16 protein-coding genes are annotated in these 15,467 nt (G+C 60.4%); 11 read left to right on the top strand and 5 right to left on the bottom strand.

Annotated features, from left to right (window positions below; translation table 11 throughout):
- Positions 1–51: 51 nt before the first annotated feature.
- The 3 genes from argJ to N4Q37_RS15920 all read left to right on the top strand — a co-directional run bounded on the left by argJ (position 52) and on the right by N4Q37_RS15920 (position 3,017).
- The gene (gene argJ, locus N4Q37_RS15930; protein ID WP_260959173.1) at positions 52–1,269 is read left to right on the top strand and encodes a bifunctional glutamate N-acetyltransferase/amino-acid acetyltransferase ArgJ; all 1,218 of its coding nucleotides are present in this window, start codon (positions 52–54) and stop codon (positions 1,267–1,269) included.
- 174 nt (positions 1,270–1,443) lie between these two features.
- Entirely contained in the window at positions 1,444–2,076 is a 633-nt protein-coding gene (locus N4Q37_RS15925; protein ID WP_260959171.1) for a glutathione S-transferase family protein, read from the top strand.
- Positions 2,073–3,017 (top strand): Nudix family hydrolase, encoded by a 945-nt coding sequence (locus tag N4Q37_RS15920; protein ID WP_260959169.1) that lies wholly within the window; start codon positions 2,073–2,075, stop codon positions 3,015–3,017. The genes N4Q37_RS15925 and N4Q37_RS15920 overlap by 4 nt, the downstream gene beginning before the upstream one ends.
- A gap of 42 nt (positions 3,018–3,059) precedes the next feature.
- On the opposite strand, the gene N4Q37_RS15915 is transcribed toward N4Q37_RS15920, so the two are convergent.
- Genes N4Q37_RS15915 through N4Q37_RS15905 form a run of 3 tightly spaced genes read right to left on the bottom strand, consistent with a single transcriptional unit; the run spans position 3,060 to position 6,647 of the window.
- Positions 3,060–3,644 carry a cob(I)yrinic acid a,c-diamide adenosyltransferase gene (locus N4Q37_RS15915; RefSeq protein WP_260959167.1) on the bottom strand — a complete coding sequence of 195 codons (585 nt, stop codon included), beginning with the start codon at positions 3,642–3,644 and terminating at the stop codon, positions 3,060–3,062.
- 2 nt (positions 3,645–3,646) lie between these two features.
- A complete protein-coding gene (locus tag N4Q37_RS15910) occupies positions 3,647–5,683 on the bottom strand; it encodes a sensor histidine kinase (protein WP_260959165.1) in 2,037 nt (678 codons plus the stop codon).
- 46 nt (positions 5,684–5,729) lie between these two features.
- Complete coding sequence (locus N4Q37_RS15905) at positions 5,730–6,647, bottom strand: putative 2-dehydropantoate 2-reductase (RefSeq protein ID WP_260959163.1); 918 nt, start codon at positions 6,645–6,647, stop codon at positions 5,730–5,732.
- Positions 6,648–6,790: 143 nt separating this feature from the next.
- Here N4Q37_RS15905 and N4Q37_RS15900 point away from each other — a divergent pair, with 143 nt between their 5' ends.
- Together N4Q37_RS15900 and N4Q37_RS15895 are read left to right on the top strand one after the other, a co-directional pair.
- Positions 6,791–7,276, top strand: a complete 486-nt coding sequence (locus tag N4Q37_RS15900; RefSeq protein ID WP_260959161.1) for a YajQ family cyclic di-GMP-binding protein — start codon at positions 6,791–6,793, stop codon at positions 7,274–7,276.
- A 99-nt stretch (positions 7,277–7,375) separates the two neighbouring features.
- Positions 7,376–8,218, top strand: coding sequence for a mechanosensitive ion channel family protein (locus N4Q37_RS15895; protein WP_260959160.1), 843 nt, complete (start codon positions 7,376–7,378; stop codon positions 8,216–8,218).
- A 106-nt stretch (positions 8,219–8,324) separates the two neighbouring features.
- On the opposite strand, the gene N4Q37_RS15890 is transcribed toward N4Q37_RS15895, so the two are convergent.
- Positions 8,325–9,653, bottom strand: coding sequence for an OprD family porin (locus N4Q37_RS15890; RefSeq protein WP_260959158.1), 1,329 nt, complete (start codon positions 9,651–9,653; stop codon positions 8,325–8,327).
- A gap of 847 nt (positions 9,654–10,500) precedes the next feature.
- On the opposite strand from N4Q37_RS15890, the gene N4Q37_RS15885 reads away from it, so the two are divergent.
- Both N4Q37_RS15885 and N4Q37_RS15880 read left to right on the top strand, forming a co-directional pair.
- A complete protein-coding gene (locus N4Q37_RS15885) occupies positions 10,501–10,926 on the top strand; it encodes an HIT family protein (protein WP_260959155.1) in 426 nt (141 codons plus the stop codon).
- A gap of 4 nt (positions 10,927–10,930) precedes the next feature.
- On the top strand, positions 10,931–11,137 hold the full coding sequence (locus tag N4Q37_RS15880; protein WP_260959153.1) for a SlyX family protein: 207 nt from the start codon (positions 10,931–10,933) through the stop codon (positions 11,135–11,137).
- A gap of 69 nt (positions 11,138–11,206) precedes the next feature.
- Here the strand turns inward: N4Q37_RS15880 and N4Q37_RS27710 are convergent, their stop codons facing one another.
- Positions 11,207–11,812 carry a cold-shock protein gene (locus N4Q37_RS27710; protein ID WP_313958327.1) on the bottom strand — a complete coding sequence of 202 codons (606 nt, stop codon included), beginning with the start codon at positions 11,810–11,812 and terminating at the stop codon, positions 11,207–11,209.
- A gap of 358 nt (positions 11,813–12,170) precedes the next feature.
- Between N4Q37_RS27710 and N4Q37_RS15870 the strand changes: the two genes are divergently transcribed.
- The 4 genes from N4Q37_RS15870 to aspS all read left to right on the top strand — a co-directional run bounded on the left by N4Q37_RS15870 (position 12,171) and on the right by aspS (position 15,441).
- Entirely contained in the window at positions 12,171–12,644 is a 474-nt protein-coding gene (locus N4Q37_RS15870) for a Dps family protein (protein WP_260959152.1), read from the top strand.
- Positions 12,645–12,838: 194 nt separating this feature from the next.
- Entirely contained in the window at positions 12,839–13,171 is a 333-nt protein-coding gene (locus N4Q37_RS15865) for a ribbon-helix-helix domain-containing protein (protein ID WP_260959150.1), read from the top strand.
- A gap of 184 nt (positions 13,172–13,355) precedes the next feature.
- Complete coding sequence (locus N4Q37_RS15860) at positions 13,356–13,577, top strand: FmdB family zinc ribbon protein (RefSeq protein WP_003178589.1); 222 nt, start codon at positions 13,356–13,358, stop codon at positions 13,575–13,577.
- Positions 13,578–13,665: 88 nt separating this feature from the next.
- On the top strand, positions 13,666–15,441 hold the full coding sequence (gene aspS / locus N4Q37_RS15855) for an aspartate--tRNA ligase (RefSeq protein ID WP_260959142.1): 1,776 nt from the start codon (positions 13,666–13,668) through the stop codon (positions 15,439–15,441).
- The last annotated feature ends 26 nt before the right edge of the window (positions 15,442–15,467 follow it).

The following is a 15,467-nucleotide window of genomic DNA, read 5'->3' as shown; positions in this document are numbered from 1 at the left end:
CTGCCGTCCCGAAGCGACGGCACCGACATACATCTGTTAAGGAGCGCATTCATGGCTGTTGGTCTTGGTCCGTTGCCAACGTTGCACCCGGTTGCCGGTTTTGAACTCGGTATCGCCTCGGCGGGCATCAAGCGCCCGGGGCGCAAGGACGTCGTCGTCATGCGTTGCGCCGAAGGCTCGACGGTGGCCGGCGTGTTCACCCTCAATGCCTTTTGCGCCGCACCGGTGATCCTGGCCAAGCAACGCGTCCAAGGGCCGGTGCGTTACCTGCTGACCAACACCGGCAATGCCAACGCCGGCACCGGCGCGCCGGGCCTGGCCGCCGCCGAGCGCACTTGCGCCAAGCTGGCCGAGCTGACCGGCGTCGACGCCAGCCAGGTGCTGCCGTACTCCACCGGTGTGATCGGCGAGCCATTGCCGGTCGAGAAGATCGAGGGCGCCTTGCAGGCCGCCCTCGATGACCTGTCGGAAAACAACTGGGCCGCGGCCGCCACCGGCATCATGACCACCGACACCCTGCCCAAGGGCGCCAGCCGCCAGTTCCAGCATGACGGTGTGACCGTGACCGTGACCGGCATCAGCAAGGGCGCCGGGATGATCCGTCCGAACATGGCGACCATGCTCGGCTACATCGCCACTGACGCCAAAGTCTCGCGCCAGGTGCTGCAAGACCTGATGCTCGACGGTGCCAACAAGTCGTTCAACCGCATCACCATCGACGGTGACACCTCCACCAACGACTGCTGCATGCTGATCGCCACCGGCAAGGCCAGCCTGCCTGAAATCACCGAAGCCAGCGGCCCGCTGTTCGCGGCTCTGAAGCAGGCGGTGCTTGAAGTGTGCATGGAAGTGGCCCAGGCCATCGTCCGTGACGGCGAAGGTGCGACCAAGTTCGTGACCGTGCAGGTCAACGGCGGTGGCAATCACCAGGAATGCCTGGACGTCGGCTACACCGTGGCGCATTCGCCATTGATCAAGACCGCGCTGTTCGCCTCCGACCCGAACTGGGGCCGGATCCTCGCTGCCGTCGGCCGGGCGGGTGTGCCGGCGCTGGACGTGAGCAAGATCGACGTGTTCCTTGGCGAAGTCTGCATCGCCAGCCAAGGCGCGCGCGCGACCACCTATACCGAAGCCCAGGGCGCGGCGGTGATGCAGCAGGAAGAAATCACCATCCGCATCGAGCTGGGGCGTGGGGATTGCAGCGAAACCATCTGGACCACCGACCTGTCCCACGAATACGTCAAGATCAACGCTGAATATCGGACCTGACAGCTTCGGGGGCGAGTTGTTCCAGTCGCGAGCAAGCTCGCTCCTGCAGGGAGTTGTTGGGTGGCATCGATGATGTCCACACCACCGTTTCTCTGTGGGAGCAAAGCTTGCTCGCGATGACGGCAGTACAGACTTCGAAAATCTCTGATTGACCTACAAGAAAGGAATCCAGACATGAGCCTGCACCTGATCATCGGCGACAAGAACCTCTCTTCCTGGTCCTTGCGCGGCGCGCTGGCCCTGGCATTGACCGGCGAGAAGTACACCGAAGAGCTGGTCAGGCTCAACCAGCCCGACACCCGCGAGAAACTGCTCAAGTACTCGGCCACGGCCAAGGTCCCGCTGCTCAAGACCGAGTTCGGCGTGATCGCCGATTCCCTGGCGATTGCCGAATACCTGGCCGAACGCTTTCCCCACGCCGGTCTCTGGCCCAAGGATGTGAGCGCTCGGGCCCAGGCGCGTTCGGCCTGTGCACAAATGCACAGCGGTTTCTTTGCCCTCCGCAGCAACATGCCCTTCGAGCTGACCCGCGATGCACCGCTGTCGCCGATGCCGGCCGACGTGCAGGCGGAGATCGAGCGGATGCTGGCGTTGTGGGCGGAATGTCGAGCGGCGGCCACCGAAACCGGTCCTTACCTGTTTGGCGCCTTGAGCCTGGCCGACGCGTTTTTCGCACCGATCGCCGTACGCCTGCGCACCTATCAGGTGCAGTTGCCCGAAGTCGATGCGGCCTATGTCGAAACCCTTTATCAATGGCCAGCGTTCAAGGCCTGGCAACAGGCTGGCCTGGAGGAAACTGCGCGGTGAAACGAATCCATGTGGCGGCGGCGGTCATTCGCGACGTCGCCGGTAAAATCCTCATCGCCCGGCGTGCCGACACCCAGCACCAGGGCGGCCTGTGGGAGTTTCCCGGCGGCAAGGTCGAGGCGGATGAGTCCGTCGAGACGGCCCTGGCCCGGGAGCTTCATGAGGAACTGGGGATTGTGGTCAGCGCTGCCCGGCCATTGATCAAGGTACGTCACGACTACCCGGACAAGCAGGTGTTGCTGGATGTCTGGGAAGTCTCGGCGTTCACCGGCCAACCCCATGGCGCCGAAGGGCAGCCGTTGGCCTGGGTGGCGGCTCGCGACTTGGTGAACTACGAATTTCCGGCCGCCAACCAGCCGATCGTCGCGGCGGCCCGTTTGCCGGGCGAATACCTGATCACCCCGGAAGGCCTCGAGACGCCGACCTTGCTGCGCGGCATGCAGAAGGCGATTGCCGGCGGGATCAAGCTGCTGCAATTGCGTGCGCCCAATGGCTACGACCCGCAATACCGCGACCTGGCGGTGGATGCGGTGGGCTTGTGTGCCGGCAAGGCGCAATTGATGCTCAAGGGGCCCTTCGAATGGTTGGGGGATTTTCCCTCCGCTGGCTGGCACGTCACCGCCGCGCAACTGCGCAAGCATGCGGCGGCGGGGCGGCCGTTCGGCAAAGAGCGCTGGCTGGCAGCGTCCTGTCATAACGCCGAAGAGCTGTCCCTGGCGCAGCAGATGGACGTCGATTTCGTGACGCTCTCGCCGGTACAGCCGACCCAGACCCACCCCGAGGCCCAGCCGTTGGGTTGGGACGAGGCGACGCGCTTGATCGACGGCTTCGACAAACCCGTCTATCTGTTGGGTGGAGTCGGGCCGGCCGAGCGGCAACAAGCCTGGGCGGTCGGGGCGCAGGGAGTGGCGGGGATCCGGGCGTTCTGGCCTGGGGTTTGATTCAAGGGTGAATGTGTTCGCGATAGCCTCCTGGCACGCGACTCATTCAACGCCAGGCTTGGCCGCCGCTTCCCAAAGCACCTCTGCCACCCCCTGCCGGCGGGCAATGATCCGCGCCGCGACGAACAACAAGTCCGACAACCGGTTGATGTAGGCCAATCCCGGCCCGGCCAGCGGCTCCATGGCATTCAATTGCTGGCAACGCCGTTCGGCACTGCGGGCCAGGCTGCGGCAGACGTGGGCCTGGGCGATCAGCATCGAGCCTCCAGGCAGGATGAAATTCTCCAGGGGGCCCAATTCCTCGTTCCACACATCGATCGCCGCCTCCAGCCGCTCGATTTCCGTCATGTTCAAGGCCTGGTAGGCCGGCATCGCCAGCTCGCCGCCCAGGTCGAACAGGCGATGCTGGCAAGGTTTCAGCACCTCGATGACCTCCCCGAGCGCCGGGAATCGGCTCACTTCGGCGGCGAGTCCGGCCAGCAACAAGCCCAGTTGGCTATTGAGCGTGTCCACTTCGCCAATGGCCTCGACCCGTGGGTGGTCCTTGGGGACGCGGCGGCCGTCTCCCAGTCCGGTTTCACCTTGATCTCCGGTGCGGGTGTAAATTTTTGACAGGCGAAAGCCCATGCTCAACGCTCCAGTTGCTTGTTTTCCTGGGGGAGGGTGGAAACACTCGCCAGTGGCAGGCGCAAGGTGAAGCAGGTGCCTTGGCCGGGTGCCGACTGCACTTCCATCTGGCCCTTGTGGTTGTTGGTGATGATGAAATACGACACCGAAAGCCCTAGCCCCGTGCCTTGGCCGATTTCCTTGGTGGTGAAGAACGGCTCGAACGTGCGTTTGCGCACGTTCTCGCTCATGCCAATGCCGTTGTCCTCGACCTGGATCTCCGCCCACGGCGGATTCAGCCGGGTGCGCAGGATGATGCGCCCCGGTTCGCTGTCGTCCTGGCGCTGATGGATCGCCTGGGCGGCGTTCTTCAGCAGGTTGAGCAACACTTGCTCCAGTTCGTTGGCCGTCCCGGGCACCGGGCCCAGGTTCGGATCGAACTGACGGATGATGGCCTGGCCCTTGAAGTCGAAACCGATGGCCAGGTCGAAGTCGTTGCCAGCGATTTCCACCGCCTGGTCGATCAGCGCTGGCAGGTCGCACGGCGCCATCTGGCGGGTGCTGCGTCGGCTGAAGCTGAGCATGTGGGTGACGATTTTTGCCGCCCGGGCGCCGGCCTGCTGGATGCCGTCGAGCAACTGCGGGATTTCCCGGCCCTGCAAGTAAAGATTCACCGTTTCCAGTGGGATCCCCAATTGTTCGGCCTGTTCAAGGTTCTTGGGCAGATCCGGCGACAGGCGTCGGCGGATGTTCTGTACGTTGTGCAGGATCGCGCCCAGAGGGTTGTTGATCTCATGGGCCATGCCCGCTGCCAGGCCACCGACCGAGAGCATTTTTTCCGATTGCACCATCATTTCTTCCAGGGACAGGCGCTGGGTGATGTCGTCGATGCGGATCACCACGCCGCGCCCGGCGCCGCCCATCAAGGGATAGAAGGTCAAGGCGTAGTGCCGGGCCTCGTCGTCCTTGGTCCAGGTGACGCGTTCGATCTTGGCCACCGTGTGTTGCTCGACCGTCTGCTTGAGTTGCGGCAAGTACGGCTTGAGCGGTTCGAAGGCGAGGAAGATCGGTTGGTTCAGGGCCTCGTCCAGGCGTGTGCCGGAAAGGGCGCTGGCCTCCTGGTTCCATTGGGTGACGTAGAGCTGTTCGTCGAGGGCGATCAGCGCCGAGGGCATGGAGTCGATGATGCTGTTGAGGTAGTTCTGGAAGCCGGTGAGCTTCTTCTCGATCTTGCTGCGCACCTGGACTTCCAGTTCCAGCTTGCGGTTGGTGTGGCGGGTTTCTTCCGCCAGGCCCTGGGCCTGGTCGTAGGCCGCCTGGGAGTCGTCTCGGGCGCGCTTGAGTTGCTGTTCCCGGGCTTCGATGCGCGACAGCATGGTGTTGAACGCTTCGGCCAGGCTGCCGATCTCGTCATGGTTGCCGCGGGCGGCGCGCAGGGCGTAGTTCTCTTCGCGGGTCACCTGGCGCGACAGCTCTTCGAGCTGATGGATCGGTTGGGTGATCAGGCGCTTGATCTGTTGGGCGATGATCAGCCACAGCAGCACGCTGAAAATCAGGATGCCCAGGCTCGCGGTCAAGGTCCCGGTGTAGAACGCGGTCGGCAGTTCGCTGCTGGCCACCAGCAGCAGATGCCCCGGCGTGCTGCCTGGGCGGGGCAGGGCAATGACCTGGTTGCTGCGAAATTCACCCTGGCGCCAGGCCTGCATTTGCCGGAAATGTTCCGGCAGCTTGAGTTTGTCGCCTTGTTGCAATTGCGCCAGGCGTTGGCCCTGGCTGTCATACAGCGCACCTGCCCGCAATGGTGTGTAGCTGTTGAGTTCATCGAGCAGGCGTTGGGCGCTTTGCGGCGATTGCAGGGCATCGGAGATCAGGCTCGGGTTGGCCACCAGCCGGCCAATGGTCTGCAATGCCTGGGGCGCCATGCTTTCCTGGGAGATGTAGTAGGCGGCGCTGATAAAGGTCAGGTTCGCCACCAGCAGGACAGTGGTCAATAACACCAGCAGGGCAGCCAGCAGTTTCTGGCCGACCGGAAGGTTCTCAAGGCGCTGGCGCAATGGCATCAGACTCGTCACAAAAAAGGAACACGAGGGCCAGCGTAGCCGCTGCTCAGTCGCTGGGCAATCCGAGGTTGTCCAAGTGGGTAATCAGTCGCTGGCGCAATTGCTCCAGATGAGGCGCGGCCACGCCATGGCGCTGCGCGACCTTGCAGGCATGACCAAGCAGGTAGCTGATTTCGGTGCGGCGTCGATTGGCCACGTCCTGGTACATCGAGGAATAGTTGGCGGCGGTGGCGTGGATCACCCGTTCGACTTCCGGCTGCAAGTCCGCGGCTGCCGCGGGTTGGCCGCAGTTTTCCAGCAGTGCGGTGAGTTCGGCGCACAGGGTTGCCACTTCGCAATGATGTTCCAGCAGGCCGCCGTTCTTGCAGTCATGCAGCACGGTCAGCGGGTTGATTGCGCAATTGAGCGCCAGCTTGCGCCAGAGTCGGGTGAGGATGTCGGTGCTCCATTCGTGGGGGATGCCAGCCCCGTCGAGGTCTTCCAGCCAGAACGGTGGCACCGGATGGGCCGGGTCACCCAGCCAGGTGTAACCGTGGCCGGCGAACACCACGCGCCAATCTCCTTCGCGGAAGGCGCCTTCGGTGCTCGAGGCACTGATGCAACGGGCCTGGGGGATGCGGTTTGCCACGGCGTCCTGGCTGCCGAGGCCGTTCTGCAGCAGGATCAGTTCTGTCTCGGCGCTCAGGCGATGGGCCACCGAGGCAATGGCGTTTTCGGCGTCATACGCCTTGCAAGCCAATAGCAGGCGCTTGATCGGCCCCGGGCTGTCCGCTGTTTCGCCAGGTACCGGGTAACACTGTGCCTGGCCTTGTTCCACCAGGGTCAGGCCACCCGCCGCTCGATAATCCTGTAGCCGCTGCGTGTTGCGCAGCACCAGTTGCACCGGCAGGCCGGCGCGGAACAGCCGTGCGGCCCACAACGTGCCGAGGCTGCCGGCCCCCAGGACATGCCAGGTGGTGGGCATCAGTTTTTTACTCGCTTTGGCACAGGCATCTGAAGGGCTCGCAGTGTCGGCAGGAAAAGACCCGTTATAATGAGCCCGATTTTAACCACAAGCCAAGCGCGCGCCTTCGTTACCGGCGCGCCTTTTTATTTGGAGAACACTACATGCCGTCATTCGACGTGGTATCCGAACTGGACAAGCACGAAGTCACCAACGCCGTTGAAAACGCCGTCAAGGAACTCGACCGTCGTTATGACCTCAAGGGTAAGGGCAGTTTCGAGTTCAAGGAAAAGGACCTTACCGTCAACCTGACCGCCGAGGCCGAGTTCCAGCTCGAAGCGATGATCGAGATCCTCAAGCTGGCGCTGACCAAGCGCAAGATCGACGTGCAGTGCCTCGAGGTCAAGGACGCCTATGCCTCGGGCAAGCTGATGAAGCAGGAAGCCGTGCTCAAGGAAGGTATCGACAAGGAGCTGGCGAAGAAGATCGTCGCTCACATCAAGGAGGCCAAGCTCAAGGTCCAGGCTGCCATCCAGGGTGAGCAGGTGCGCGTGACCGGCAAGAAGCGTGACGACTTGCAGGAAGCCATCGCGGCCCTGCGTGCCAAGGAATTCGGCATGCCGCTGCAGTTCAACAACTTCCGCGACTGACCCTCGGTTGTTTGCACGACTGTGGCGAGGGGTATAAATCCTCTCGCCACAGTATGTTCCGATTGGCCTTTTCGCGGTAACAGGAATAAGGAGAAAACGATGGACTTGAACGCTGAAGTGGACAACCTGGTCAAGGTGTCCCAGACGTGGATCCCTCTGGTCATGGAGTACGGCAGCCGTGTGCTGCTGGCGGTCATCACCCTGGCCATCGGCTGGTGGCTGATCAACAAGGTGACACAGAAACTGGGGGCTTTGCTGGCCCTGCGTAATGCCGACCTGGCACTGCAAGGGTTTATCAGTACCCTGGCGAACATCATCCTGAAGATCCTGCTGATCGTCAGTGTCGCGTCGATGATCGGTGTGGAGACCACGTCCTTCGTCGCGGCCATCGGCGCGGCCGGCCTGGCGATTGGTCTGGCGTTGCAGGGCAGCCTGGCGAACTTCGCCGGTGGCGTGCTGATCCTGCTGTTCCGCCCGTTCCGCATCGGTGACTGGATCGAAGCCCAAGGTGTGGCCGGTACGGTCGACAGCATCCAGATCTTTCACACGGTGTTGCGCACCGGCGACAACAAGACCGTCATCGTGCCCAACGGCAATCTGTCGAACGGCATCATCACCAATACCAATCGCCAGCCCACCCGCAAGGTGGTGTTCGATGTCGGTGTGGATTACCAGGCCGATCTACAAAAGGCCCGGCAAGTGTTGCTGGAATTGGCCAAGGATGAACGCGTATTGACCGACCCTGCGCCTGAAGCGGTTATTTCCACCCTGGGTGACAGTGCTATCACGGTGTCTTTGCGTATCTGGGTCAAGACGGCGGACTATTGGAACGTGATGTTCATGCTCAATGAGCATGCGCGGGATCGTTTGAAAGAGGCGGGCATTGATATTCCGTTCCCGCAGCGAGTGATTCGAGTGGTTCAGGAATCGACATCGGCGTAATGATCGATCGGTTCTGCCCAGACCTTGCGTAAAAGTATCGAGCAACAAAAAAGGCCCATCCGAAGATGGGCCTTTTTCTTGATTACCGCAAACAGACTTTCGGCAATTACAGAACCGAAATCGGGTAGTCGACGATCAGGCGGAACTCTTTGATATCGCCTTCGCCTTCGTCAGCGTTAGCGTAGTGCCAGGCTTGACGAACACGGAAGGAAAGATCTTTGGCCGGGCCAGACTGAACAACGTACTTGGCTTCGAAGTTGGTTTCGTTGTGCTTGCCATCTTCACCGTACAGACCAGCGTAAGGGCTGCCTGCTGGAGTGTTGGTGCCGTCGATGTCCCAACCTTTGACGTAACGGGTCATGAAGCTCAGGCCTGGAACGCCGTACTCAGCCATTTTCAGATCGTAACGGATCTGGGCGGACTTCTCGTTAGGTGCGTTGAAGTCAGAGTACTGGATGGAGTTGGCCAGGAAGATCGAGTCGCCACCGCGGTTGTTCTTGCCGATACCGATGTAGTCGAACGGCGTGTCACCGTTGATCTTCTGGAAGGCCACGGTGATGGTGTGCGCTTTCAGGAAGGAGAAAGCCGCTGCCAGGGAGAACGCGGTGTTGCTGATGTCACCGGCCTTGGAGCTGCCAGTGTCGGTGGTGCGGTAGATGTTACCGTCCAGGTTCAGCGACTGATCGCCACCCATTGGGATGGTGTAGTTCAGGTTACCGTAGTACTGGTTCCAGATGTCTTCCAGCTGGGCGCCGTAGATCGATGCGCTCAGGTTGTCGGTGATGGCATATTTGCCGCCAGCGTAGTCGATGCTGTTGGCTTCAACGCCAGCGTAGGTTGCGAAGATGCCGCCGTCACGGGCGTTACGGTCCTGGCTGGTACCCGAGTAGAAGTGACCGGCTTCGAGGTCCAGGTCTTTGATTTCGCTGCTCTGCAGTTCAAAACCGCTGGCAGTTTGTGGCAGGACGCGGGAACCACCGACAGCGAACACTGGAGCAGTGCTTGGCTGCTGGTCGCCGATTTTCAGTTGTGTCTTGGAGACGCGGAACTTGACGGCTGCGCCAGCTTTGCCTTGGCTGTCGTTGACGTCGCCATCGGCGTCGCGGCTCATGTTGCCGGTGCCGCCAGTGCCGTCGCCGCCGTCCAGTTTGACGGCCAGGTAACCGAATGCATCAACGCCGACGCCAACAGTACCTTGGGTGAAACCGGAGTTGAAGTTGCCCCAGATACCCTGGGTCCAGTCTTTCTGGTCGGTAGCGCCGTCTTTGCGGTCACGGTTGAAGTAGTAGTTGCGCAGCAGCAGTTTAGCGCTGGCATCTTCAACAAAGCCCTTGGCTTCAGACTGGTCACTTACAAAAGGTGCGGCCGTAGCCATTTGAGTACTGGCTGCTGCTGCAACGGCCAGTGCGATCATGCTCCACTTCATCACGCGCATCGTGATTTGCTCCTTTGGTTTTAGAAGAGTACTGCCGTCCCACCTGTTTTTTTATCTGGGCGGCTCTTTCTTTTTGTGCCGGCGCAAACTTATATCACGCCGACCCTATTGGCGATACTTGCCCATTCAACCTTTCAGCTTCTTTACGACCCTGTCGCCAATGGCTAGATCCATGTCGTATTTCAGCTGTTTCCGAGGTAATTGGATTGACAACTTTAATGTTGTTTTTTAATCCGACATCGGCGTAAAGAGTCCATTGTTACTACCTTTGAAGCTCCTGAGGGCAGCCTTGCCACTGTCATTAGTAGGTCACCAGGGCACCGCTTCCGGCGGGGTCCTGTAGACGATGTGGGGATGAATGCAACAAGCATGCACAAATCCCATTTTTCTTTACATTTTTTTCACATTTTAGCTGCGGTTGCGGTGAAACCTCATGAAACCGGGCTCCAAAGGCCTTGTTTTAAACGGGGTTGACTGCTACGCAGATCTTATGTTTGCAGTCCGAAAAACTCGCCGGACAACCAAAAACGTTACCGGTTCACCCTACAGGTGAGTAAATCGCGGATGCTTCGAGCATAGAGCGTAGACGCATTGTGCGGTTTTGGTGCAAAAAATCTTCACGGTGTACGAAAATCATACAGCTGTGTGGTCGAACGGCGGTCTGGGTGTCCTTTTTCCAGGCTCGTTGCACGGTACTGGTGCGGGCTTGAAAGAAACCTACGACGGATCGATCCTGCGCTGGGCAGTGAACGTTCAGCCATTCGCGGGTATGCTGAAAGCCTGTGCCCGACGCAGGCCAATGGCCGTCGTGCCGGGCTGAATCGATAACGGGCAAGGAGTACGCACGGTGTTTGCCTTAGATCCACAACTGCAACAAGACACGTTGCCCATCGGCGATTTCCCGCTGTGCCGGCTGCTCTTGTCCAACGATTCCAATTACCCGTGGTTCATCCTCGTACCGCGACGGGAAAATATCAGCGAATTGTTTCAATTGGATGACGCCGATCAACAACAGCTGTGGAAAGAGACCACGGCGCTGGCCGAAACCCTCAAGGACTCGTTCGACGCCGACAAACTGAACGTTGCCACCTTGGGTAACGTCGTCAGCCAATTGCACATGCATGTCATCGTGCGCAAACGCGATGATATCGCCTGGCCGGCGCCGGTCTGGGGCAAGCACCCGGCCAAGCCTTATGATGCCGGGCAGGTGGCGGCCATTCGCGAGCGCTTGCGAATGGCCCTGACCGATGATTTCAAGTTTCTGGAGGGTTGAAGCCATGAGCCTTGAAGAACGCGTGACCGATCTGGAAAGCCGCCTGGCGTTTCAGGATGACACCATCCAGGCATTGAACGATGTATTGGTGGAGCAGCAGCGAATCGTCGAACGCCTACAGCTGCAGATAGCCGCGCTGCTCAAGCGTCAGGAAGAGATGGCCGGGCAATTTGGCGCCTTGGAAGAAGACGCGCCGCCGCCTCATTACTGACCGGGACTTGAACGGCAGGCGTAAAAAACCGCGAGACAGCCAGGCTGCTCGCGGTTTTTTGTGCCTGGATCAGCGGCGCGGCAGCGCGGCGATCACATCTTCGGCCTGCAGGCCTTTGTCGCGGTGCATCACGGAGAACTCCACGCGCTGGCCTTCCACCAGGACGCGGTGGCCTTCGCCACGAATGGCCCGGAAATGCACGAAAATGTCATCGCCGGAATCGCGGGAAATAAAGCCGAACCCCTTGGAGGTGTTGAACCACTTCACGGTGCCGGTATCGCGGTTGGACATGTCGTAGTTCTGCGGCGCGGCGGTCGGCGACGACTTCTTGTAGAAGCTGACGGCCAGGTGCAGCAACACGGCGAGCAGTGCCGCTCCGAGGCTGAACAGGATGGCCGGTTGGCCGCCGATTTCCGGCATGGGTGCCAGCAGGGCCAGGGTTTGCAAGGCTACGGCCAACACCAGCAGGACACTGACAAGGTTTTGCAGTTGATGGCGCGGACCTTTGTTCCAGTAAGGGATGACAGGTGCGAGGGTCAGGTTGAGCAGGCCGAAAAAGGCCAGGTACAACGCATCGGGGTGTTGCAGGTAAGGCGTGGCTTCGGAACCCAGGCTAGGGATGAAGGACAGCAGCAAGGCAGCTGCGCCCATTAGCAAGTGGACGATTTTCAACATTTTGATTGGCTCACAGTTAAGACGGATCACAAGGAAGAGCGGATTGGGGCGGTTCGTATCAGAACAATGAGAGATGCTGGACACGTCCCCGAATCAGCCTATGCGCCACGCCTTGAAAAATAAGCGTAGCGACACACGGCCTATTTAACAGCAAACCCTGAGCCTTCTCAAACGCGTCGCGGGCGTGAGTCGCGCTGTTCGTCGGCCGGTGGAGGCAAGTCGGCCCCTTGAAGGTCGGCGGCAAAAGGCGTTGAATTTTTCCTGTTTGCCGGAACCGCAGGGTTGGCGATCTGTCGCAGGCTGTAAAGGGGCAATACCCACTATGCTGTTGAATTCATCCGTCAGGAGATCAACCAACATGGCAATTGATATCGGTATCAGTGAGCAAGATCGCAAATCCATTGTCGACGGCCTCTCGCGCCTGCTGTCGGACACCTATGTGCTGTATCTCAAGACCCACAATTTCCACTGGAACGTCACGGGGCCGATGTTTCGGACTCTGCATTTGATGTTCGAGGAGCAATACAACGAACTGGCGTTGGCGGTGGACCTGATTGCCGAGCGAATCCGCGCCCTCGGCTTCCCGGCCCCAGGGGCCTATTCGGTGTATGCACGCCTGTCGTCCATCAAGGAGGAGGAGGGTGTGCCGGGTGCCGAAGACATGATCCGGCAACTGGTCGATGGGCAGGAAGCGGTGACGCGTACGGCCCGTGGGATTTTCCCGTTGCTGGAGAAGGTCAGTGACGAACCGACTGCGGATCTGCTGACCCAGCGCATGCAGGTCCACGAAAAGACCGCGTGGATGCTGCGCTCGCTGCTGGAAGATAAATAGGCCGTGCGGGCGTCGATGTCGTTCGCACCGGGTGGCGGGTAGGACGACGTAACTCGTCGCAGGCCAACTGTTGGCTTGTCCTACATCGATGGTCATAAAGTCATCTGGATCTTGGGGATGCCGTTGAGCTTCCATAGAGCCGCAGGTTGGTTGTTCCAATCGAGAGGTTCGTATGGCAAAGGAGTGTCAACGGTATGATCCAAGGAAAAGAATCCGCCGAAGGCGTGCAAGAGCGCTTTCGGTCCATGAGTGTCGAACCGTTCGTCAGTGGGTTCGACATGCAACTGGCCCATCCCCTGGCCCGATCCATCCGCCTGAACGGGTTCGCCACCTGTCTTCGGCTGGAACGGGTCTATTGGGATATTCTCGGCGACATGGCCCAGCTCAACCGCTGTTCCATCAGTGCCTTGCTGTCCCACGTGGACAGGGAGGTGCACTTGCGCCACGGCGGGGTGCGCAATTTCAGCGGGCTGGTGCGTGTGGTTTGCGTGGTGCACAGCTTGAAGGAGGCCGGAATGAAGCATTGAGTGCACCAGGCACCAAAAAAGGCCAGGGATGACTCTGTCGCTGGCCGCAGGAACGGCGTAGGAGCTGCCTTGTTGCACTCGACAGTTCCTACGGCTGCACAGGCTGCATTTAATGGATATAATCCCGCTCTTTGCCGCAAGGCCCAGCCTTTGCGCTTGTAACCTGATCGCCGAGACAACCCCCATGCCGATGTACGACTACCAATGCGCTTCCTGTGGTCATCAGATGGAAGCGATTCAAAAAATCAGCGCGGCACCGCTGGTCGATTGCCCTGCCTGCCAGGCGCCAGAGCTGAAGAAAATGCTGTCCATGCCCGGTTTCCGCCTCGGCGGCACGGGCTGGTATGAAACCGACTTCAAGACCGGCGCCAAGAAGAACCTGGCCGGTGGCGACAAAGCTGACTAGGGTTTGTACGAAAATTGAACACGCGCGAGTTCTTGCACCGGCAGGGCCTCCAACCGAACGTCGAATTACGAGAAGTGAAACCACTACCATGATGCGCAGCCATTATTGCGGCCAACTGAACGAAAGCCTGGAAGGTCAGGAAGTTACTCTTTGCGGATGGGTTCATCGTCGCCGTGACCATGGCGGGGTGATTTTCCTCGATATCCGTGATCGTGAAGGCCTGGCCCAGGTGGTATTCGACCCGGACCGCGCACAAACCTTCGCCACCGCCGACCGCGTGCGCAGCGAATACGTCGTCAAGATCACCGGCAAGGTTCGCCTGCGTCCAGCCGGTGCCGGGAACGCCAACATGGCCTCCGGCATGATCGAAGTGCTGGGCTATGAGCTGGAAGTGCTCAACGAAGCGGAAACCCCGCCGTTCCCGCTCAACGAATACTCAGACGTGGGCGAGGAAACCCGCCTGCGCTACCGCTTCATTGACCTGCGTCGCCCGGAAATGGCCGAGAAGCTGCGCCTGCGTTCGCGCATGACCACCAGCATCCGTCGCTATCTGGACGAGAACGGCTTCCTCGACGTCGAGACGCCGATCCTGACCCGTGCCACGCCGGAAGGCGCCCGCGACTACCTGGTGCCGAGCCGTACCCACCCCGGCAGCTTCTTCGCCTTGCCGCAATCGCCCCAGTTGTTCAAGCAACTGCTGATGGTGGCCGGCTTCGACCGCTACTACCAGATCGCCAAGTGCTTCCGCGACGAAGACCTGCGTGCCGACCGTCAACCTGAATTCACCCAGATCGACATCGAGACCAGCTTCCTCGACGAAAAAGACATCATGGGCCTGACCGAGGGCATGATCCGCAACCTGTTCAAGGAAGTGCTGGACCTGGAGTTCGGTGAGTTCCCGCACATGACCTTCGAAGAAGCCATGCGCCGCTACGGTTCCGACAAGCCAGACCTGCGTATCCCGCTGGAGCTGGTGGACGTGGCCGACCAGCTCAAGGAAGTCGAGTTCAAGGTCTTCAGTGGCCCGGCTAACGATCCGAAATGCCGTGTGGCCGCCTTGCGTGTACCGGGCGCGGCGAGCATGCCGCGCAGCAAGATCGACGACTACACCAAGTTTGTCGGCATCTACGGTGCCAAGGGCCTGGCGTACATCAAGGTCAACGAGCGCGCCAAAGGTGTCGAAGGCTTGCAGTCGCCGATCGTCAAGAATATCCCTGAGGCCAACCTGAACGTGATCCTCGATCGCGTTGGCGCGGTCGATGGCGATATCGTGTTCTTCGGTGCCGACAAGGCCAAGATCGTCAGCGAGGCCCTCGGCGCCCTGCGGATCAAGGTGGGTCATGACCTGGAGCTGCTCACCTGCGAGTGGGCGCCGATGTGGGTCGTTGACTTCCCGATGTTCGAAGAGAACGACGACGGCAGCTTCTCCGCGCTGCACCACCCGTTCACCGCGCCGAAGTGCTCGCCACAAGAGTTGGAGGCCAACCCGGCTGCCGCCCTGTCGCGCGCCTACGACATGGTCCTGAACGGTACCGAGCTGGGTGGTGGTTCGATTCGTATCCATCGCAAGGAAATGCAACAGGCGGTGTTCCGCCTGCTGGGCATCGACGAAGCGGAGCAGGAAGAGAAGTTCGGCTTCCTGCTCGACGCGCTGAAGTACGGTGCGCCGCCCCACGGTGGCCTGGCCTTCGGCCTGGATCGCCTGGTGATGCTGATGACCGGCGCCCAGTCGATCCGCGAAGTGATCGCATTCCCGAAAACCCAGAGCGCGGCCGATGTCATGACCCAGGCGCCGGGTATGGTGGATGCCAAGGCGCTGCGCGAGTTGCACATTCGCCTGCGCGAACAGCCAAAAGCCGAGTAAATCTGGCATGTGAGAGGGCGCATCTT

Origin of the sequence: Pseudomonas citri (assembly GCF_025336485.1) — a bacterium.
Lineage (GTDB): Bacteria > Pseudomonadota > Gammaproteobacteria > Pseudomonadales > Pseudomonadaceae > Aquipseudomonas > Aquipseudomonas citri.
Note: the sequence above shows the minus strand (reverse complement) of the source record. Positions and strands in the feature narration are given on the sequence as shown.